This window comes from Flavobacterium hankyongi (assembly GCF_036840915.1).
GTDB lineage: Bacteria > Bacteroidota > Bacteroidia > Flavobacteriales > Flavobacteriaceae > Flavobacterium > Flavobacterium hankyongi.
This window is the reverse complement of record NZ_CP085725.1, coordinates 1,851,815-1,875,060: the sequence shown is the minus strand read 5'-3', so window position 1 is coordinate 1,875,060 and position 23,246 is coordinate 1,851,815. Positions and strand designations below refer to the sequence as shown.

The 23,246-nt window shown below is 39.2% G+C and carries 7 protein-coding genes; 6 read left to right on the top strand and 1 reads right to left on the bottom strand.

Features of this window, described 5'->3' with window-relative positions:
• Positions 1-50: 50 nt before the first annotated feature.
• The 4 genes from rplL to LJY17_RS08705 all read left to right on the top strand — a co-directional run bounded on the left by rplL (position 51) and on the right by LJY17_RS08705 (position 9,453).
• Positions 51-419 carry a 50S ribosomal protein L7/L12 gene (gene rplL, locus LJY17_RS08720; RefSeq protein ID WP_073309946.1) on the top strand — a complete coding sequence of 123 codons (369 nt, stop codon included), beginning with the start codon at positions 51-53 and terminating at the stop codon, positions 417-419.
• Between the two features lie 265 nt (positions 420-684).
• Positions 685-4,497 carry a DNA-directed RNA polymerase subunit beta gene (rpoB, locus tag LJY17_RS08715; RefSeq protein ID WP_264544894.1) on the top strand — a complete coding sequence of 1,271 codons (3,813 nt, stop codon included), beginning with the start codon at positions 685-687 and terminating at the stop codon, positions 4,495-4,497.
• 226 nt (positions 4,498-4,723) lie between these two features.
• Entirely contained in the window at positions 4,724-9,025 is a 4,302-nt protein-coding gene (gene rpoC / locus LJY17_RS08710; protein ID WP_264544893.1) for a DNA-directed RNA polymerase subunit beta', read from the top strand.
• A 113-nt stretch (positions 9,026-9,138) separates the two neighbouring features.
• Entirely contained in the window at positions 9,139-9,453 is a 315-nt protein-coding gene (locus tag LJY17_RS08705; RefSeq protein WP_264543450.1) for a DUF3467 domain-containing protein, read from the top strand.
• Positions 9,454-9,543: 90 nt separating this feature from the next.
• Here LJY17_RS08705 and LJY17_RS08700 read toward each other — a convergent pair whose 3' ends face one another.
• Complete coding sequence (locus LJY17_RS08700) at positions 9,544-11,133, bottom strand: peptide chain release factor 3 (RefSeq protein ID WP_264543449.1); 1,590 nt, start codon at positions 11,131-11,133, stop codon at positions 9,544-9,546.
• Positions 11,134-11,722: 589 nt separating this feature from the next.
• Here LJY17_RS08700 and LJY17_RS08695 point away from each other — a divergent pair.
• Both LJY17_RS08695 and LJY17_RS08690 read left to right on the top strand, forming a co-directional pair.
• Complete coding sequence (locus LJY17_RS08695) at positions 11,723-12,424, top strand: hypothetical protein (RefSeq protein ID WP_264543448.1); 702 nt, start codon at positions 11,723-11,725, stop codon at positions 12,422-12,424.
• An 11-nt stretch (positions 12,425-12,435) separates the two neighbouring features.
• A complete protein-coding gene (locus LJY17_RS08690) occupies positions 12,436-23,238 on the top strand; it encodes a gliding motility-associated C-terminal domain-containing protein (protein WP_264543447.1) in 10,803 nt (3,600 codons plus the stop codon).
• The last annotated feature ends 8 nt before the right edge of the window (positions 23,239-23,246 follow it).

Genomic DNA, 23,246 nt, shown 5'->3' with positions numbered 1-23,246 from the left:
GCGCACAAATAAATTAATATAATTACAAATCATTTTAAAAGATAGAAAAAATGGCAGATTTGAAACAATTCGCAGAACAATTAGTTAACTTAACAGTTAAAGAAGTTAACGATTTAGCTACAATATTAAAAGACGAGTATGGTATCGAGCCAGCTGCTGCTGCTGTAGTAGTTGCTGCAGGTGGTGGTGAAGCTGCTGCTGCTGAGCAAACTGAGTTCACAGTAGTATTAAAAGATGCTGGTGCTTCTAAATTAGGAGTTGTTAAAGCGGTTAAAGAATTAACTGGTTTAGGTCTTAAAGAAGCTAAAGATTTAGTTGATGCTGCTCCAACAAACGTTAAAGAGGCAGTTTCTAAAGATGAGGCTGAAGGTCTTAAGAAAGCTTTAGAAGAGGCTGGAGCTGTTGTTGAGCTTAAATAAGCTTACATAGTTTAGAATACAGGTTTAGGCTTTTGAGTACTCTACTCAAAGCCTAAACCATTTTTCGTTTAATTAAATTATTAAAATTTTATATTCATATAATTTTTAAAAATCGAAAGTTTTTAAATCAACACGAAGACAAAAATAAAGCTTTACTTCATTTTATTTTTTAGAGATGTGTTGGTTATAAAAAGAAGTAAATTGTCTTATTAATTAATGTGTTTAACACAAAAATTACTTTTTTTTAATCAAAATTTTGTCCATGATGATATTAAATCAGACTGAAAGATTGAATTTTGCCTCTACAAAAAATATTCCTAACTATCCAGATTTCTTGGATGTTCAGGTCAAGTCGTTTAAAGATTTCTTCCAATTGGAAACTAAATCTGACGAAAGAGGTAATGAAGGTTTATACAACACCTTCATGGAAAATTTCCCAATCACCGACACTCGTAATCAATTCGTTTTAGAATTCCTTGATTACTTTGTTGACCCACCTCGTTACACAATCGAAGAATGTATTGATAGAGGTCTTACGTATAGTGTGCCTTTAAAAGCACGTTTAAAATTATACTGTACAGATCCAGAGCACGAAGATTTCGAAACAATTGTGCAAGATGTATACTTAGGTACAATACCATACATGACGCCTAGCGGTACTTTCGTTATCAATGGAGCTGAGCGTGTTGTAGTATCTCAGTTACACCGTTCACCGGGGGTATTCTTTGGACAGTCATTCCACGCAAATGGAACTAAATTATATTCTGCCCGTGTAATTCCTTTCAAAGGTTCATGGATTGAATTTGCTACCGATATCAACAGTGTAATGTATGCTTATATCGATAGAAAGAAAAAGTTACCAGTAACAACACTTTTCCGTGCTATTGGTTTCGAAAGAGATAAAGATATTTTAGAAATCTTTGACTTGGCTGAAGAAATTAAAGTTTCTAAATCAGGTTTAAAGAAATATGTAGGAAGAAAATTAGCGGCACGTGTTTTAAATACGTGGCATGAAGATTTCGTAGATGAGGATACTGGAGAAGTAGTATCTATCGAGCGTAACGAAATCATCTTAGATCGTGATACAATCTTAGATAAAGATAATGTTGAAGAAATTGTAGAATCAAATGTAAAATCAATCTTATTACACAAAGAGGATTTGAATGCAGCTGATTACTCAATCATCCACAATACATTACAAAAAGACCCTACTAACTCTGAAAAAGAAGCAGTAGAACACATTTACCGTCAGTTACGTAATGCTGAACCACCTGATGAAGAGACAGCTCGTGGAATTATCGATAAGTTATTCTTCTCAGATCAACGTTACAACTTAGGTGATGTAGGTCGTTACAGAATGAACAAAAAGTTAGGTCTTGATATTTCTATGGATAAGCAGGTGCTTACTAAAGAGGATATCATTACTATCGTTAAATATTTAATCGAGTTAATTAACTCTAAAGCTGAAATTGATGATATTGACCACTTATCTAACCGTCGTGTTAGAACTGTAGGTGAACAATTATCAGCTCAGTTTGGTGTTGGTTTAGCTCGTATGGCTCGTACTATTCGTGAGCGTATGAACGTTCGTGATAACGAGGTATTTACACCAATTGATTTGATTAATGCTAAGACTTTGTCTTCTGTAATCAACTCATTCTTTGGTACAAACCAGTTATCTCAGTTCATGGATCAAACCAATCCATTAGCAGAGATTACTCACAAACGTCGTTTGTCAGCTTTAGGACCTGGAGGTTTATCTAGAGAAAGAGCAGGATTCGAGGTTCGTGACGTTCACTATACACACTATGGTCGTTTATGTCCTATTGAAACGCCAGAGGGTCCAAACATTGGTCTTATCTCTTCTTTAGGGGTATATGCTAAAGTAAACGGAATGGGATTCATTGAGACTCCTTACCGTAAAGTGACTAACGGTCAAGTTGATTTAGTTTCTGAGCCAATTTACTTAAGTGCAGAAGAGGAAGAAGGAAAAATGATTGCTCAAGCAAACATTGAAATGGATGAAACTGGTAAAATTACTGCTGATAAAGTAATTGCTCGTGAGGAAGGTGACTTCCCAGTTGTTGATCCTACTGTGGTTCACTATACTGATGTTGCACCTAACCAGATTGCTTCTATTTCTGCTTCATTGATTCCTTTCTTAGAGCATGATGATGCGAACCGTGCGTTGATGGGGTCAAACATGATGCGTCAGGCCGTACCATTATTACGTCCTGAGTCTCCAATTGTTGGTACTGGTTTAGAGCGTCAAGTTGCTTCAGATTCTCGTGTATTAATTAATGCAGAAGGAAATGGAGTAGTCGAATATGTTGATGCAAACGAAATCACAATCAAGTATGAAAGAACTGATGCAGAAAGAGCTGTAAGCTTTGACGCTGATGAGAAAACATATCAATTAATCAAATTCCGTAAAACGAATCAAAGTACTTCGATCAACTTAAAACCAATTGTAAGAAAAGGTGATAAAGTTGTTAAAGGACAAGTACTTTGTGAAGGATATGCAACGCAAAACGGAGAGTTAGCTTTAGGTAGAAACCTACAGGTAGCATTCATGCCTTGGAAAGGATACAACTTCGAGGATGCGATTGTAATTTCTGAGAAAGTAGTTCGTGACGATATTTTCACATCAATTCACATAGATGATTATTCATTAGAAGTTCGTGATACTAAATTAGGTAACGAAGAATTAACTAATGATATCCCTAACGTTTCTGAAGAAGCTACTAAAGATTTAGATGAAAACGGTATGATTAGAATTGGTGCCGAGGTTAAACCTGGTGACATTCTAATTGGAAAAATTACACCAAAAGGAGAATCAGATCCTACTCCAGAAGAGAAGTTGTTAAGAGCTATCTTCGGAGATAAAGCAGGTGATGTAAAAGATGCTTCATTAAAAGCTTCTCCATCATTACATGGTGTGGTTTTAGATAAAAAATTATTCTCAAGAGCTGTAAAAGACAAGCGTAAACGTTCACAAGACAAAGACGAATTGGCTGCGCTTGAAATGGAATTCGAAACTAAATTTGTTGAATTAAAAGACAAATTAATCGATAAGTTATTTGTAATCGTTGACGGAAAAACTTCTCAAGGAGTAATGAATGATTTAGGGGAAGAAGTATTGCCAAAAGGTAAGAAATACTCTAAAAAGATGTTACAAGCTGTTGAAGATTTCGCTCACTTGACTAAAGGTCAATGGGTAGCTGATGACGAAACTAATGCTATGGTTAATGATTTAATTCACAACTATAAAATTAAATTAAACGACCTTCAAGGAGCGTTACGTCGTGAGAAATTCACAATCACAGTGGGTGACGAGTTACCATCAGGTATCTTGAAACTAGCCAAAGTTTACATCGCTAAGAAACGTAAATTGAAAGTGGGTGATAAAATGGCGGGACGTCACGGTAACAAAGGTATTGTTGCTCGTATCGTTCGTCAAGAAGATATGCCATTCTTAGAGGATGGAACACCAGTAGATATTGTATTGAATCCACTAGGGGTACCTTCTCGTATGAACATCGGTCAGATTTATGAAACAGTTCTTGGATGGGCAGGTAAAAAATTAGGAAGAAAGTATGCAACGCCAATTTTTGATGGAGCGTCTTTAGACCAAATTAATGCCTTAACTGACGAAGCTGGAGTGCCAAGATTCGGTCACACGTATCTTTATGATGGTGGTACTGGAGAGCGTTTCCACCAACCAGCAACTGTGGGTGTAATTTACATGTTGAAATTAGGACACATGGTTGATGATAAAATGCACGCTCGTTCTATTGGTCCTTACTCGTTAATTACGCAACAACCATTAGGAGGTAAAGCACAATTCGGAGGTCAGCGTTTCGGAGAGATGGAGGTTTGGGCATTAGAGGCTTATGGAGCATCTAGTACGCTACGTGAAATCTTAACAGTGAAATCGGACGACGTAATTGGTAGAGCTAAAACTTACGAAGCAATCGTTAAGGGTGAAACAATGCCAGAGCCAGGATTACCTGAATCATTCAATGTATTAATGCATGAATTGAAAGGTCTTGGTTTAGACATTCGTTTAGAAGAATAAATATATTTTCAGCAATCGGTTCCGATTTTTTCGGAACTAATTGCTTATTAATTCGAGTTTTTAGGATTTAGCCCCGTAAACCGTTCCGATTTTTTATAAACCAAGAGTTTGTAACTAGCACTTCTAAAGAGATTTAGAAGTTTTGAGAAGTAATTCGAGGGAGTTGGCAAGTTGTATTGCCACTATTAAATCAATTTTAATTGCAAATAAATCAATAGTAGAAACTATGATGAATAGAAACAAAGACAAGAATACCATTAAACGATTCGATAAAATTTCGATAGGTTTAGCTTCACCAGAATCCATTTTGGCAGAATCTCGTGGAGAGGTATTAAAACCAGAAACGATCAACTATAGAACGCACAAACCTGAGCGTGATGGTCTTTTCTGTGAAAGAATTTTCGGTCCAGTAAAAGATTTCGAATGTGCTTGTGGTAAATACAAAAGAATCCGCTATAAAGGAATCGTTTGTGATCGTTGTGGGGTTGAAGTTACTGAGAAAAAAGTACGTCGTGACCGTGTAGGACATATCAATTTAGTCGTGCCTATTGCACACATTTGGTATTTCCGTTCGTTACCAAATAAAATTGGTTATATCTTAGGCTTACCGTCTAAAAAGTTAGATATGATCATTTACTACGAGCGTTATGTAGTTATCCAAGCGGGTATTGCAAAAAATGCTGAAGGTGAATCATTGCAAAAATTAGATTTCTTAACAGAAGAAGAATACTTGAACATTCAAGACTCTCTTCCTATGGAAAATCAATATCTAGATGATACAGATCCAAATAAATTCATCGCTAAAATGGGTGCTGAATGTATTATGGACTTATTAGCTCGTGTAGACTTAGATGCATTATCTTATGAATTACGTCACGCAGCAAATAACGAAACATCTAAACAAAGAAAAACTGAAGCATTAAAACGTCTTCAGGTTGTAGAATCTTTCCGTGAGGCTAACTTAAATCGTGAGAACCTTCCAGAGTGGATGATTCTTAAAGTGGTTCCAGTTATCCCGCCAGAATTACGTCCGTTAGTGCCACTTGATGGAGGTCGTTTTGCAACTTCAGATTTAAATGATTTATACCGTCGTGTAATTATCCGTAACAATCGTTTAAAACGATTAATGGAAATTAAAGCACCAGAAGTAATTTTACGTAACGAAAAGCGTATGTTACAGGAATCTGTAGACTCGTTATTCGATAATACAAGAAAAGCTTCTGCGGTTAAAACAGAATCTAACAGACCATTAAAATCATTATCAGATTCATTAAAAGGTAAACAAGGGCGTTTCCGTCAAAACTTATTAGGTAAGCGTGTTGATTATTCAGCTCGTTCGGTAATTGTTGTTGGACCTGAATTGAAAATGTACGAATGTGGTCTTCCAAAAGATATGGCTGCTGAGCTTTATAAACCATTCGTTATTCGTAAGCTAATCGAAAGGGGAATTGTAAAAACAGTTAAGTCAGCTAAGAAAATCATCGATAAAAAAGAGCCTGTAGTTTGGGATATCTTAGAAAATGTAATCAAAGGTCACCCAGTATTACTTAACCGTGCTCCAACTCTTCACAGACTTGGTATTCAGGCATTCCAACCTAAGTTAATTGAAGGAAAAGCAATCCAATTACACCCGTTAACATGTACGGCATTCAACGCCGATTTCGACGGTGACCAGATGGCGGTTCACTTACCATTAGGACCAGAGGCTATTCTTGAAGCTCAATTATTGATGTTAGCATCTCACAATATCTTGAACCCTGCGAATGGTGCACCTATCACGGTTCCATCTCAGGACATGGTTCTTGGATTGTATTATATGACAAAAGAGCGTTTAACAACTCCAGAACTTAAGATTTTAGGTGAAGGTTTAACATTCTATTCTGCTGAAGAAGTACATATTGCTTTGAACGAAGGTAGATTAGAATTGAATGCTCGTGTTAAAATTAGAGCAAAAGACTTCAATGAAAATGGAGAATTAGTATATAAAATAATCCAAACTACTGCTGGTCGTGTATTATTCAACGAAGTAGTGCCTGAAGCAGCTGGTTACATCAATGAGGTATTAACAAAAAAATCGCTTCGTGATATCATTGGAAAAATCCTTGCAGTAACAGATGTTCCTACAACGGCAGCTTTCCTTGATAACATGAAAGATATGGGATATAAGTTCGCTTTCAAAGGTGGATTGTCATTCTCATTAGGTGATATTAAAATTCCAGATCAAAAACAATCATTAATTGCTGAGGCTAGAGAGCAAGTAGAGGTTATCTCTATGAACTATAACATGGGTCTTATCACTAATAATGAGCGTTACAATCAGGTTATTGATATTTGGACTTCTGCAAATGCTCAATTAACAGAGTTAGCAATGAAAAATATCCGTGAGGATCAACAAGGTTTCAACTCGGTATATATGATGCTTGATTCTGGAGCCCGTGGATCTAAAGAACAGATTCGTCAGTTAACCGGTATGCGTGGTTTGATGGCTAAACCTAAAAAATCAACTGCTGGTGGTGGTGAAATTATCGAAAACCCGATCTTATCGAACTTTAAAGAAGGTCTTTCGATTTTAGAATACTTCATTTCTACGCACGGTGCTCGTAAGGGTCTTGCGGATACGGCATTAAAAACGGCGGATGCGGGTTATTTAACTCGTCGTTTACATGATGTTGCTCAAGATGTTATCGTTAATCAAGTGGATTGTGGTACATTAAGAGGTGTTGAAGTTACAGCTTTAAAGAAAAACGAAGAAATCGTAGAATCTTTAGGAGAAAGAATTTTAGGACGTGTTGCATTACAAGATGTTATTAATCCTTTAACTTCTGATGTAATTGTAGCTGCTGGTGAGCAAATCACTGAGGCTATCGTTAGAGAAATCGAAGCTTCTCCACTTGAAAGAGTTGAAGTGCGTTCTCCACTTACTTGTGAGGCAGAAAAAGGTATCTGTGCTAAATGTTACGGACGTAACCTTGCAACAGGTAAAATGACTCAAAAAGGTGAAGCGGTTGGAGTAATTGCAGCACAGTCAATTGGTGAACCTGGTACACAGTTAACACTTCGTACGTTCCACGTTGGAGGGGTTGCTGGAGGTCTTTCTGAAGAGTCTAGTATCATCGCTAAATTCCCTGGACGTTTAGAAATCGAAGATTTAAAAACAGTTAAAGGTGAAGATAACGAAGGTAATATTGTAGATATCGTTATTTCTCGTTCAACAGAATTAAAATTAGTTGATGAGAAAACAGGAATCTTATTAAGTACACACAATATCCCTTACGGTTCTAGTATTTTTGTTGCTGATGGTCAATCAGTAGGAAAAGGAGATGTAATCTGTAAATGGGATCCTTATAATGGAGTTATTATTTCTGAATTTACTGGAAAAGTAGCTTATGAAGATTTAGAGCAAGGACAATCGTTCATGGTTGAAATCGATGAGCAAACAGGATTCCAAGAAAAAGTAATCTCTGAAGGAAGAAACAAAAAATTAATTCCTACTTTATTAATTTATGGTAAAGATGGTGAATTAATCCGTTCATACAACTTACCAGTAGGTGCACACCTTATGGTAGAAGATGGAGAGAAAATTAAAGCTGGTAAAATTTTAGTAAAAATCCCACGTCGTTCTTCTAAAGCAGGCGATATCACGGGAGGTTTACCAAGAATTACTGAGTTATTAGAAGCTCGTAATCCATCTAACCCAGCTGTTGTTTCTGAAATTGACGGTGTAGTTTCTTTCGGTAAAATTAAGAGAGGTAACCGTGAAATCGTTATCGAGTCTAAATTTGGTGAAATCAAGAAATATTTGGTGAAGTTATCAAACCAAATCTTAGTTCAGGAGAATGACTTCGTAAGAGCGGGTATGCCACTTTCTGATGGAGCTATTACTCCAGAAGACATCTTAAGAATTCAAGGGCCAGCGGCTGTTCAACAGTACTTAGTAAATGAAATTCAAGAGGTTTACCGTTTACAAGGGGTAAAAATTAATGATAAACACTTCGAGGTAGTTATTCGTCAAATGATGCGTAAAGTACAAGTACAGGATCCAGGAGATACTTTATTCCTTGAAGAGCAATTAATTCATACTAAAGACTTTATTTCTGAAAATGATAAGTTATACGGAATGAAAGTAATTGAAGACGCGGGTGATTCAGTTAACCTTAAACCAGGTCAAATTGTAACTGCACGTGATCTACGTGATGAAAACTCATTATTAAAACGTGAGGATAAAAACTTAGTAGTAGCTCGTGATGTAATTACTGCTACAGCGACTCCAATACTTCAAGGTATTACTAGAGCGTCGTTACAAACTAAGTCATTCATTTCTGCGGCATCGTTCCAAGAAACAACTAAAGTATTAAACGAAGCTGCCGTAGCAGGTAAAGTTGATAAATTAGAAGGTCTTAAAGAAAATGTAATTGTTGGTCACAGAATCCCTGCTGGTACAGGTATGAGAGACTACGATAATACAATTGTAGGTTCTAAAGAAGAGTATGATGAATTAATGATTACTAAAGAAGAATATAATTATTAATAATTAATTTTTCTGACTATATTTATAAATCCTAACAGTGTATACTGTTAGGATTTTTTTAATCAATTATTGTCACCTCGAGCGCAGTCGAGAGGTTTTATAAAATAGAAAACATGAGCAATCAAAACCCACAACAAGAAGGACAAATAAATATCGAATTAGATGAAGCAACTGCAGATGGAATCTATTCTAATCTTGCTATCATCAATCATTCTAATACCGAATTTGTTATAGATTATATTAATATTATGCCTGGTGTTCCTAAGGCAAAAGTAAAATCAAGAATTATTTTAACACCACAACATGCCAAACGTTTAGTCAAAGCTTTGGCTGAAAATATAAATCGTTTTGAAAGCGCCCATGGTGAAATCAAAGAAATAGAACAATCTCCAATTCCATTGAATTTTGGGCCAACTGGACAGGCATAATTACTTAAAAAGTAGTAGTGTAATGAATAAAAAAAGCGACCATTTTTGGTCGCTTTTTGTTTTTTATATGTATACTGAACTTGTCGAAGCCTATTCAAACTCCGATGTAAAGAACAGCTTCACACTTGGATATTTGCTTTGCGTCATTTGAATTGAAAAATCAGAATCTGCTAAGAAAACAAGTTGTCCATATTTATCTTTAGCCAAAAACTTTTGCTTAATACGTTTAAATTCAGCAAATTCTTCGTTTTTAGGATCTTCCGGTTTTACCCAGCAAGCTTTGTAAGCAGGGAAATTTTCATAAGTACATTTAGCTCCGTACTCATGTTCTAAACGATACTGAATTACTTCATATTGAAGTGCTCCTACAGTTCCAATTACTTTACGATTATTCATCTCTAATGTAAATAGCTGAGCAACACCCTCATCCATTAACTGATCAACTCCTTTTTCTAATTGTTTCGCTTTTAAAGGATCTGCATTGTTAATATAACGGAAATGTTCTGGAGAGAAACTTGGAATTCCTTTAAAACTCATCTGCTCACCTTCAGTCAAAGTATCTCCAATCTTGAAGTTTCCTGTATCGTGTAAGCCTACAATATCACCAGGGTAAGAAATGTCAACAATTTCTTTCTTCTCTGCAAAAAAGGCATTAGGGCTCGAGAATTTTAAATTCTTTCCGTGACGTACATGAAGGTAAGGCTTGTTTCTTTCAAATGTTCCAGAAACAATTTTCACGAAAGCCAGTCGATCACGATGTTTAGGATCCATATTTGCATGAATTTTAAATACAAATCCAGAGAATTTATTTTCATCTGGCTTTACTTCTCGTGTGTCTGAATCTTTAGGTCGGGGAGAAGGTGCAATTTCAATAAAGCAATCTAATAACTCCCTAACCCCAAAGTTATTTAATGCAGAGCCGAAGAAAACTGGTTGCAAATCACCTTTTAAATAGGCTTCTCTGTCAAAAGAGGGATATACTTCAGAAATTAGCTCTAATTCTTCTCTTAATTTGTTTGCTGGTTTTTCACCAATAATCTTTTCTAGTTCAGTATTGTTAACATCTTCAAAAGCAATAGTTTCTTCTATGTTTTTACGACTATCTCCTTCAAAAAGGTTGATATTTTTCTCCCAAATATTATATATACCTTGAAAGTCATATCCCATTCCTATAGGGAAACTCAATGGAGTAACATGCAATCCAAGCTTTTTTTCAACTTCATCCATTAAGTCAAAGGCATCTTTACCTTCACGGTCTAATTTGTTGATGAAAACGATGATAGGAATATGACGCATACGACAAACTTCCACTAGTTTTTCAGTTTGCTCTTCAACACCTTTAGCGACGTCAACAACTACAATTACGCTGTCAACAGCCGTTAATGTTCTAAAAGTATCTTCTGCGAAATCCTTGTGACCAGGTGTATCAAGAATATTTATTTTTTTGTCTTTATAATTAAAAGCCAATACCGAAGTAGCAACCGATATACCTCTTTGACGCTCAATTTCCATAAAATCGGAAGTCGCACCTTTCTTGATTTTATTACTTTTCACTGCACCAGCTTCTTGTATAGCACCTCCAAATAAAAGTAATTTCTCAGTTAAAGTAGTTTTACCTGCATCGGGATGCGATATAATACCGAAAGTTCTTCTGCGTTGTATTTCTTTAATAAAACTCATTTTTAAATTTTTTTTGCAAAGATACACTTATATTGAAAGTATACACTTTTTTTGAATTTTTGTATAAGTTATTGATTTTTAGTTGATTAAATTATTTCATTTTTGTAGCTAAAAGCTTAATAAATTTTTATTAAAACTGCATTTCATCGATTTTTTCTAGCATTTCATCAATAAAATAGGGGTTACGGTTTTTCCGTAATTCCATTTTCTACTATATTTGCTTAATAATTTACTTAATTCCCGCTTATGGTAAAAAACTACTCTTTAAAAATTAATTTAGAAAAGGTATTCTCTTTTCATCTTACTCACATTTTAAAATACAATTAAACTCCTGTTTAATTAATTATCATTTAGTGATAGTTAATTAAAGTTGAATACTTTGTTATGTTTCAATAAATCGGCTACAACCCATTCATATATAACAAGTTATTATAATAGTTTTTTGTAGTACTCTTTCAATGGAATTTTTTAGGCATTGATTAGAGTAGTATGAAATGCTACAGCATTAAGTTTTGCCTCTCTTTAAAAACAGAGGTATTAAAACATGCATGAGTTTTTTTAGGATAATTGATAAAAAAAAAGTTTAAAAATGAAAATAAACCACAACTTACTTATTAATCTAAAACCTAATCTTTCAAGTACTAAAACAATACTTGAATGTTTTTTGTTTTTTGTATTGACTATTACTTCTTTTTGCGCAGGAGCCCAAAATAAAGAATTCTATAAAGAAATTTCTTTTGATGAAAAGATAAACTTTGGAAATGTTGACTCTTCAACAAAATGGACAATAAGTAATTCCGAAGCAAAAGTTTTTGCGTCTTTGAGCGGAAAACAAATTAATGATTATGTGTTCAGCCAAACTGGAGAATATGAAATTCAGTTTCAGGAAACAAAAAAACACTCTGACGAATGTAGTCATCCAGCATTTGCAGATAAAATGATCATAAAAGTGAATTCAGTAAAGATGATTTTTAATTTTTCACAAATTGCATTTTCGGATAAAATCCACAGAGGGAGGAATTATGAAGATTTAATAATTTCTGTACCGGTTACAATCTCTATTAAAGATAATACTATAGAGAAACTTTCAGCACCTGGCTTATTAATTGCTGGAATTGGTGTTTCTATGACTGCCAAACCAATCAATGAAAACATTGAAATAAAAAATGGTGTTCAAATACTAAAATATAAAGTTTCTGGTCTTGTGAATACAGAATCTTATCTCATGTTTGATTTTATAGATTTTAATGGACAAGTTCAAACGTATAATCTTCCACAGATAATAAACTAATAAAGTTAGTTATGATAAAAAATTACTTAGCGGCTACAAAAAAAATAGACTTTAAACACTTTTTGTGTGTGTTGTTAATTACATTGTCATTTAGCAATAAATCTAATTCTCAATGTGCGACTCCACCAGTAGGATGTCCTACTACAGATTTGACCAATTTTGGTGTAGATTCTAATAACAATGCTTCAACAATCGAATACGATAACTATATCTCAAGTTTTCACTCAACTGTTGTAAGAACTGCTAATGGTACTCTTCAAACATGGGGTGAAGACATGGGGAATGATGGTTTGGTAGATCTTTTATCTCCAATAACGATTAATGCAACTAATTATCCTGCTTTAGGGAGTGCTATTCCTCTAAAAGCGATGCTTGGAAGTAATTCTGCTAATAATGTACAAGGAATACTTTTAGCAACAGATGGATTGTATGCTTGGTCAAAAGAAGGGATAGTTTTGGACGCATCAATTACATCAAGTTCTACCTTTCAAAAGTTAACAATTAATGGCAACACAAACGGACTACCTACTGGGGTAACTCCTGCTGATGTTAAAATGATGTTTGCTACTTATCAGACATTAGCAATTACAACTTGTAGTGGTGATGTCTGGGTAATTTCTCAAACAGCTAATGTTAGAGGTAATGGTGCTACGGGTAATGCTACAACATGGTATCAGGTAACGACTTCTGCTACTGGAAATCCTTTTCTGACAAATATTGTTGCTTGTAGAGGTAATCATAATGGATTAATGGCTTTAAAGTCCGATGGTACTGTCTATGTTTGGGGTAATAATGTATTGTTAGGTAATAATACAGCAATTATTGCTGCTCAAACGAGAGCAGCTCAGATGACTTTGCCAGCAGGAATAACTCCCAAAATGATTGGCTCTTCAGGTAATAATACAGCGAGGTCTTATTATGTTCTTGCAACAGATGGGAATCTATATGGAGTTGGGTCAAACGCGACACGTCAATTAGGAGATTGGACAACAACTGATAGATTAGCTTGGGTACAACCAAGATATACTTCTGCCGCTGGTCCAGTCATGAATAATATTAAATGGTTCAGCCAACAGGAGCATGACAGTCAATATGCTTCAGTGAATGTGATTAATGCCAGCAAAAATATTTATGCTTTTGGAAATAACGATACTTCTTTAATTGGAGCGACAGCAAATCCTTCAAATCCAGTTGTGCCAAATGGATTAACTACTGCAGATATTATTCTTACTGTTGAGACTGGTGGACATACTTCAATGGTGGTCAGAAATTGTGATCCCAATTTCGGATACGCAGGACATAGAATTAGAGGTAGTATGGGAGATGGATCTGGAACTACTACTACAGAAGCAAGTTATAACTTCTCAACTGCTCCAGTACAAATTTGTGGTGCAGAATCGATTCCTATTATACAGCCTATTTATGCTGGAAACGGACCATCATCTGGTTATTGTGCTGGTTCTTCTGTTTTATTAGAGCCTTCTCCTGCAGGTGGGACCTTAATCGTATTAAGTGGACCAGGATTTTTAATAGGTAATACTCTTAACTTTACAGGTCTTGGAACTGTTGTTGTTCAGTATACATTACCAACAGCTTGTGGTGGTTCTTCTGTAGTTACAAGAAATTTTGTTACCGAATATTGTTCAGAAGATCTTCAGGTAGTCAAAACAGTAAACAATCCAACTCCAAGTGTGGGCAGTAATGTAACTTTTACCATTATTGCGACCAATAACGGTCCTAATAATACTTATGGTGTATCTGTTAATGATGTACTGCCAGCAGGTTACACTTTTGTGAGTGCAACGCCATCAACAGGAACATGGAGCGCACCAAACTGGACTATCGGTAACTTCGCTAATGGAGCCAATGCTACCTTAACGATAGTGGCTACGGTAAACGCATCAGGCCCTTATGCTAATACAGCGACAATTAGTGGTCTTGAACCTGATTCGAATAGTGCAAATAATACTTCTACTGTTACACCAATTGTTCAAACGAATTTGGCGGTAACTAAAACAGTGAGCAACCCAACACCGAATGTAGGCAGCAACGTGACCTTTACCATTACGGCAAGTAATGCAGGACCGAGCAATGCAACAGGAGTAACGGTAAACGATGTACTGCCAGCAGGTTATACTTTTGTGAGTGCAACACCATCGACAGGAACATGGAGCGCACCAAACTGGACTATCGGTAACTTAGCCAATGGAGCCAATGCTACCTTAACGATAGTGGCTACAGTAAATGCATCAGGCCCTTATGCCAATACAGCGACAATTACAGGAAGCGAAACAGACCCAACCCCTGGAAACAATACATCAACATCGACTCCAGTACCAGTTGCGCAGACGAACTTAGCGGTAACTAAAACAGTGAGCAACCCAACACCGAATGTAGGCAGCAACGTGACCTTTACCATTACGGCAAGTAATGCAGGACCGAGCAATGCAACAGGAGTAACGGTAAACGATGTACTGCCAGCAGGTTACACTTTTGTGAGTGCAACGCCATCAACAGGAACATGGAGCGCACCAAACTGGACTATCGGTAACTTCGCTAATGGAGCCAATGCTACCTTAACGATAGTGGCTACGGTAAACGCATCAGGCCCTTATGCTAATACAGCGACAATTAGTGGTCTTGAACCTGATTCGAATAGTGCAAATAATACTTCTACTGTTACACCAATTGTTCAAACGAATTTGGCGGTAACTAAAACAGTGAGCAACCCAACACCGAATGTAGGCAGCAACGTGACCTTTACCATTACGGCAAGTAATGCAGGACCGAGCAATGCAACAGGAGTAACGGTAAACGATGTACTGCCAGCAGGTTATACTTTTGTGAGTGCAACACCATCGACAGGAACATGGAGCGCACCAAACTGGACTATCGGTAACTTAGCCAATGGAGCCAATGCTACCTTAACGATAGTGGCTACAGTAAATGCATCAGGCCCTTATGCCAATACAGCGACAATTACAGGAAGCGAAACAGACCCAACCCCTGGAAACAATACATCAACATCGACTCCAGTACCAGTTGCGCAGACGAACTTAGCGGTAACTAAAACAGTGAGCAACCCAACACCGAATGTAGGCAGCAACGTGACCTTTACCATTACGGCAAGTAATGCAGGACCGAGCAATGCAACAGGAGTAACGGTAAACGATGTACTGCCAGCAGGTTATACTTTTGTGAGTGCAACACCATCGACAGGAACATGGAGTGCACCAAACTGGACTATCGGTAACTTAGCCAATGGAGCCAATGCTACCTTAACGATAGTGGCTACAGTAAATGCATCAGGCCCTTATGCCAATACAGCGACAATTACAGGAAGCGAGACAGATCCAACTCCTGGAAACAATACATCAACATCGACTCCAGTACCAGTTGCGCAGACGAACTTAGCGGTAACTAAAACAGTGAGCAACCCAACACCGAATGTAGGCAGCAACGTGACCTTTACCATTACGGCAAGTAATGCAGGTCCGAGCAATGCAACAGGAGTAACGGTAAACGATGTACTGCCAGCAGGTTATACTTTTGTGAGTGCAACACCATCGACAGGAACATGGAGTGCACCAAACTGGACTATCGGTAACTTAGCCAATGGAGCCAATGCTACCTTAACGATAGTGGCTACAGTAAATGCATCAGGCCCTTATGCCAATACAGCGACAATTACAGGAAGCGAAACAGACCCAACCCCTGGAAACAATACATCAACATCGACTCCAGTACCAGTTGCGCAGACGAACTTAGCGGTAACTAAAACAGTGAGCAACCCAACACCGAATGTAGGCAGCAACGTGACCTTTACCATTACGGCAAGTAATGCAGGTCCGAGCAATGCAACAGGAGTAACGGTAAACGATGTACTGCCAGCAGGTTATACTTTTGTGAGTGCAACACCATCGACAGGAACATGGAGCGCACCAAACTGGACTATCGGTAACTTAGCCAATGGAGCCAATGCTACCTTAACGATAGTGGCTACAGTAAATGCATCAGGCCCTTATGCCAATACAGCGACAATTACAGGAAGCGAAACAGACCCAACCCCTGGAAACAATACATCAACATCGACTCCAGTACCAGTTGCGCAGACGAACTTAGCGGTAACTAAAACAGTGAGCAACCCAACACCGAATGTAGGCAGCAACGTGACCTTTACCATTACGGCAAGTAATGCAGGACCGAGCAATGCAACAGGAGTAACGGTAAACGATGTACTGCCAGCAGGTTATACTTTTGTGAGTGCAACACCATCGACAGGAACATGGAGTGCACCAAACTGGACTATCGGTAACTTAGCCAATGGAGCCAATGCTACCTTAACGATAGTGGCTACAGTAAATGCATCAGGCCCTTATGCCAATACAGCGACAATTACAGGAAGCGAGACAGATCCAACTCCTGGAAACAATACATCAACATCGACTCCAGTACCAGTTGCGCAGACGAACTTAGCGGTAACTAAAACAGTGAGCAACCCAACACCGAATGTAGGCAGCAACGTGACCTTTACCATTACGGCAAGTAATGCAGGTCCGAGCAATGCAACAGGAGTAACGGTAAACGATGTACTGCCAGCAGGTTATACTTTTGTGAGTGCAACACCATCGACAGGAACATGGAGTGCACCAAACTGGACTATCGGTAACTTAGCCAATGGAGCCAATGCTACCTTAACGATAGTGGCTACAGTAAATGCATCAGGCCCTTATGCCAATACAGCGACAATTACAGGAAGCGAAACAGACCCAACCCCTGGAAACAATACATCAACATCGACTCCAGTACCAGTTGCGCAGACGAATTTGGCGGTAACTAAAACGGTGAGTAATCCAACACCGAATGTAGGCAGCAACGTGACCTTTACCATTACGGCAAGTAATGCAGGTCCGAGTAATGCAACAGGAGTCACGGTAAACGATGTTCTACCGGCAGGTTATACTTTTGTGAGTGCAACGCCATCGACAGGAACATGGAGTGCACCAAACTGGACTATCGGTAACTTAGCCAATGGAGCCAATGCTACCTTAACGATAGTGGCTACAGTAAATGCTTCGGGTCCATATGCCAATACAGCGACAATTACAGGAAGCGAGACCGATCCAACCCCTGGAAACAATACATCAACATCAACTCCAGTACCAGTTGCGCAGACGAATTTGGCGGTAACTAAAACGGTGAGTAATCCAACACCGAATGTAGGCAGCAACGTGACCTTTACCATTACAGCAAGTAATGCAGGTCCGAGCAATGCAACAGGAGTCACGGTAAACGATGTTCTACCGGCAGGTTATACTTTTGTGAGTGCAACACCATCGACAGGAACATGGAGTGCACCAAACTGGACTATCGGTAACTTAGCCAATGGAGCCAATGCTACCTTAACGATAGTGGCTACAGTAAATGCTTCGGGTCCATATGCCAATACAGCGACAATTACAGGAAGCGAGACCGATCCAACCCCTGGAAACAATACATCAACATCAACTCCAGTACCAGTTGCGCAGACGAATTTGGCGGTAACTAAAACGGTGAGTAATCCAACACCGAATGTAGGCAGCAACGTGACCTTTACCATTACGGCAAGTAATGCAGGTCCGAGTAATGCAACAGGAGTCACGGTAAACGATGTTCTACCGGCAGGTTATACTTTTGTGAGTGCAACGCCATCGACAGGAACATGGAGTGCACCAAACTGGACTATCGGTAACTTAGCCAATGGAGCCAATGCTACCTTAACGATAGTGGCTACAGTAAATGCTTCGGGTCCATATGCCAATACAGCGACAATTACAGGAAGCGAGACCGATCCAACCCCTGGAAACAATACATCAACATCAACTCCAGTACCAGTTGCGCAGACGAATTTGGCGGTAACTAAAACGGTGAGTAATCCAACACCGAATGTAGGCAGCAACGTAACCTTTACCATTACGGCAAGTAATGCAGGTCCGAGTAATGCAACAGGAGTCACGGTAAACGATGTTCTACCGGCAGGTTATACTTTTGTGAGTGCAACGCCATCGACAGGAACATGGAGTGCACCAAACTGGACTATCGGTAACTTAGCCAATGGAGCCAATGCTACCTTAACGATAGTGGCTACAGTAAATGCTTCGGGTCCATATGCCAATACAGCGACAATTACAGGAAGCGAGACCGATCCAACCCCTGGAAACAATACATCAACATCAACTCCAGTACCAGTTGCGCAGACGAATTTGGCGGTAACTAAAACAGTGAGCAACCCAACACCGAATGTAGGCAGCAACGTAACCTTTACCATTACGGCAAGTAATGCAGGTCCGAGCAATGCAACAGGAGTCACGGTAAACGATGTTCTACCGGCAGGTTACACTTTTGTGAGTGCAACACCATCGACAGGAACATGGAGTGCACCAAACTGGACTATCGGTAACTTAGCCAATGGAGCCAATGCTACCTTAACGATAGTGGCTACAGTAAATGCTTCGGGTCCATATGCCAATACAGCGACAATTACAGGAAGCGAGACCGATCCAACCCCTGGAAACAATACATCAACATCAACTCCAGTACCAGTTGCGCAGACGAATTTGGCGGTAACTAAAACGGTGAGTAATCCAACACCGAATGTAGGCAGCAACGTGACCTTTACCATTACGGCAAGTAATGCAGGTCCGAGTAATGCAACAGGAGTCACGGTAAACGATGTTCTACCGGCAGGTTATACTTTTGTGAGTGCAACGCCATCGACAGGAACATGGAGTGCACCAAACTGGACTATCGGTAACTTAGCCAATGGAGCCAATGCTACCTTAACGATAGTGGCTACAGTAAATGCTTCGGGTCCATATGCCAATACAGCGACAATTACAGGAAGCGAGACCGATCCAACCCCTGGAAACAATACATCAACATCAACTCCAGTACCAGTTGCGCAGACGAATTTGGCGGTAACTAAAACAGTGAGCAACCCAACACCGAATGTAGGCAGCAACGTAACCTTTACCATTACGGCAAGTAATGCAGGTCCGAGCAATGCAACAGGAGTCACGGTAAACGATGTTCTACCGGCAGGTTACACTTTTGTGAGTGCAACACCATCGACAGGAACATGGAGTGCACCAAACTGGACTATCGGTAACTTAGCCAATGGAGCCAATGCTACCTTAACGATAGTGGCTACAGTAAATGCTTCGGGTCCATATGCCAATACAGCGACAATTACAGGAAGCGAGACCGATCCAACCCCTGGAAACAATACATCAACATCAACTCCAGTACCAGTTGCGCAGACGAATTTGGCGGTAACTAAAACGGTGAGTAATCCAACACCGAATGTAGGCAGCAACGTGACCTTTACCATTACGGCAAGTAATGCAGGTCCGAGTAATGCAACAGGAGTCACGGTAAACGATGTTCTACCGGCAGGTTATACTTTTGTGAGTGCAACGCCATCGACAGGAACATGGAGTGCGCCAAACTGGACTATCGGTAACTTAGTCAATGGAGCTAATGCTACCTTAACGATAGTGGCTACAGTAAATGCTTCGGGTCCATATGCCAATACAGCAACAATTACAGGAAGCGAGACAGATCCAACCCCTGGAAACAATACATCAACATCAACTCCAGTACCAGTTGCGCAGACGAATTTGGCGGTAACTAAAACGGTGAGTAATCCAACACCGAATGTAGGCAGCAACGTGACCTTTACCATTACAGCAAGTAATGCAGGTCCGAGTAATGCAACAGGAGTCACGGTAAACGATGTTCTACCGGCAGGTTATACTTTTGTGAGTGCAACGCCATCGACAGGAACATGGAGTGCGCCAAACTGGACTATCGGTAACTTAGTCAATGGAGCCAATGCTACCTTAACGATAGTGGCTACAGTAAATGCTTCGGGTCCATATGCCAATACAGCAACAATTACAGGAAGCGAGACAGATCCAACCCCTGGAAACAATACATCAACATCAACTCCAGTACCAGTTGCGCAGACGAATTTGGCGGTAACTAAAACGGTGAGTAATCCAACACCGAATGTAGGCAGCAACGTGACCTTTACCATTACGGCAAGTAATGCAGGTCCGAGTAATGCAACAGGAGTCACGGTAAACGATGTTCTACCGGCAGGTTATACTTTTGTGAGTGCAACGCCATCGACAGGAACATGGAGTGCGCCAAACTGGACTATCGGTAACTTAGTCAATGGAGCCAATGCTACCTTAACGATAGTGGCTACAGTAAATGCTTCGGGTCCATATGCCAATACAGCAACAATTACAGGAAGCGAGACCGATCCAACCCCTGGAAACAATACATCAACATCAACTCCAGTACCAGTTGCGCAGACGAATTTGGCGGTAACTAAAACGGTGAGTAATCCAACACCGAATGTAGGCAGCAACGTGACCTTTACCATTACAGCAAGTAATGCAGGTCCGAGCAATGCAACAGGAGTCACGGTAAACGATGTTCTACCGGCAGGTTACACTTTTGTGAGTGCAACACCATCGACAGGAACATGGAGTGCACCAAACTGGACTATCGGTAACTTAGCCAATGGAGCCAATGCTACCTTAACGATAGTGGCTACAGTAAATGCTTCGGGTCCATATGCCAATACAGCGACAATTACAGGAAGCGAGACAGATCCAACCCCTGGAAACAATACATCAACGGCTACAACTTCACCTGTAAGTATTATCGATGCAGTAACAGAGACGTACGGACCAATCAACAGTACTACAGGCGGGACAACGCCAACAGTAGTAACCAACGATACTTTAAATGGTACACCAGTTGTTATTGGAACAAACCCAGGTCAAGTAACTCTTACAGGCGTTAGCGTTCCAACAGGATTGACACTAAACCCTAATGGTACAGTAACAGTAGCATCAAATACGCCAGCAGGTTCATACAATGTGGAATATACAATCTGTGAGGTGACCAACCCATCAAACTGTGATACGGTAATTAGTGTTGTAACAGTTGCCGCTTCGGTAATCGATGCAGTGACAGAGACGTACGGACCAATCAACAGTACTACAGGCGGGACAACGCCAACAGTAGTAACCAACGATACTTTAAATGGTACACCAGTTGTTATTGGAACAAACCCAGGTCAAGTAACTCTTACAGGCGTTAGCGTTCCAACAGGATTGACACTAAACCCTAATGGTACAGTAACAGTAGCACCAAATACTCCAGCAGGTTCATACAATGTAGAATATACAATTTGTGAGGTGACCAACCCATCAAACTGTGATACGGTAATTAGTGTTGTAACAGTAGCCGCTTCGGTAATCGATGCAGTGACAGAGACGTACGGACCAATCAACGGTACTACAGGTGGAACAACGCCAACAGTAGTAACCAACGATACTTTAAATGGTACTCCGGTTCTCATTGGAACAAACCCTGGACAAGTAACTCTTACAGGCGTTAGCGTTCCAACAGGATTGACACTAAACCCTAATGGTACAGTAACAGTAGCACCAAATACTCCAGCAGGTTCATACAATGTAGAATATACAATTTGTGAGGTGACCAACCCATCAAACTGTGATACAGTGATCAGTGTGGTTACAGTTGCCGCTTCGGTAATCGATGCAGTAACAGAGACGTACGGACCAATCAACGGTACTACAGGCGGAACAACGCCAACAGTAGTAACCAACGATACTTTAAACGGTACTCCGGTTGTCATTGGAACAAACCCAGGTCAAGTAACTCTTACAGGCGTTAGCGTTCCAACAGGATTGACACTAAACCCTAATGGTACAGTAACAGTAGCACCAAATACTCCAGCAGGTTCATACAATGTAGAATATACAATTTGTGAGGTGACCAACCCATCAAACTGTGATACGGTAATTAGTGTTGTAACAGTAGCCGCTTCGGTAATCGATGCAGTGACAGAGACGTACGGACCAATCAACAGTACTACAGGCGGGACAACGCCAACAGTAGTAACCAACGATACTTTAAATGGTACACCAGTTGTTATTGGAACAAACCCAGGTCAAGTAACTCTTACAGGCGTTAGCGTTCCAACAGGATTGACACTAAACCCTAATGGTACAGTAACAGTAGCACCAAATACTCCAGCAGGTTCATACAATGTAGAATATACAATTTGTGAGGTGACCAACCCATCAAACTGTGATACGGTAATTAGTGTTGTAACAGTAGCCGCTTCGGTAATCGATGCAAACGATGATTCGCATACAATGGAATCAGGATCAAATGGCGGAACTGCTGTTATTGATGTATTTGCGAATGATACATTAAATGGAAGTTCTACAGGATTGAATCAAGTTACATTGACTATTGATCTTCCAGATCCTACGGGTCATATTGTGTTGAATCCTGATGGTACAGTTAATGTACATCTAGGAACACCAGCAGGAACATACCAAATAACTTATACAATTTGTGAGAAGTTAAATCCAGGAAATTGTTCGACAGCTGTTGTCACAGTTATTGTTAATACTATTGAAGAGATAGATATTTACACGCATATGACTCCAAATGATGATGGAAATAATGATGTATTTTATATTGATGGGATAACCAAATATCCTAATAATACTGTTGAAATTTATAACAGATGGGGTGTTTTAGTTTATCAAGCTAAAAAGTATAATAATACAGATGTGTCTTTTGATGGAAAATCAAGAGGGAGAACAACAATAAATAGAGATGATAATTTGCCTGAAGGGACATATTATTATATTGTTAGGTATACAAAAGACAATGGAGAAACAAAAGAAAAAGCAGGATATTTATATATAAATAGATAATTTTTGAT

Excerpts from the sequence above, each read along its gene's own strand:
- LJY17_RS08700 (WP_264543449.1), bottom strand. The coding sequence starts at position 11,133 with ATGAGTTTTATTAAAGAAATACAACGCAGAAGAACTTTCGGTATTATA.
- rplL (WP_073309946.1), top strand. The coding sequence starts at position 51 with ATGGCAGATTTGAAACAATTCGCAGAACAATTAGTTAACTTAACAGTT.
- rpoC (WP_264544893.1), top strand. The coding sequence starts at position 4,724 with ATGATGAATAGAAACAAAGACAAGAATACCATTAAACGATTCGATAAA.
- LJY17_RS08695 (WP_264543448.1), top strand. The coding sequence starts at position 11,723 with ATGAAAATAAACCACAACTTACTTATTAATCTAAAACCTAATCTTTCA.
- LJY17_RS08705 (WP_264543450.1), top strand. The coding sequence starts at position 9,139 with ATGAGCAATCAAAACCCACAACAAGAAGGACAAATAAATATCGAATTA.
- rpoB (WP_264544894.1), top strand. The coding sequence starts at position 685 with ATGATATTAAATCAGACTGAAAGATTGAATTTTGCCTCTACAAAAAAT.
- LJY17_RS08690 (WP_264543447.1), top strand. The coding sequence starts at position 12,436 with ATGATAAAAAATTACTTAGCGGCTACAAAAAAAATAGACTTTAAACAC.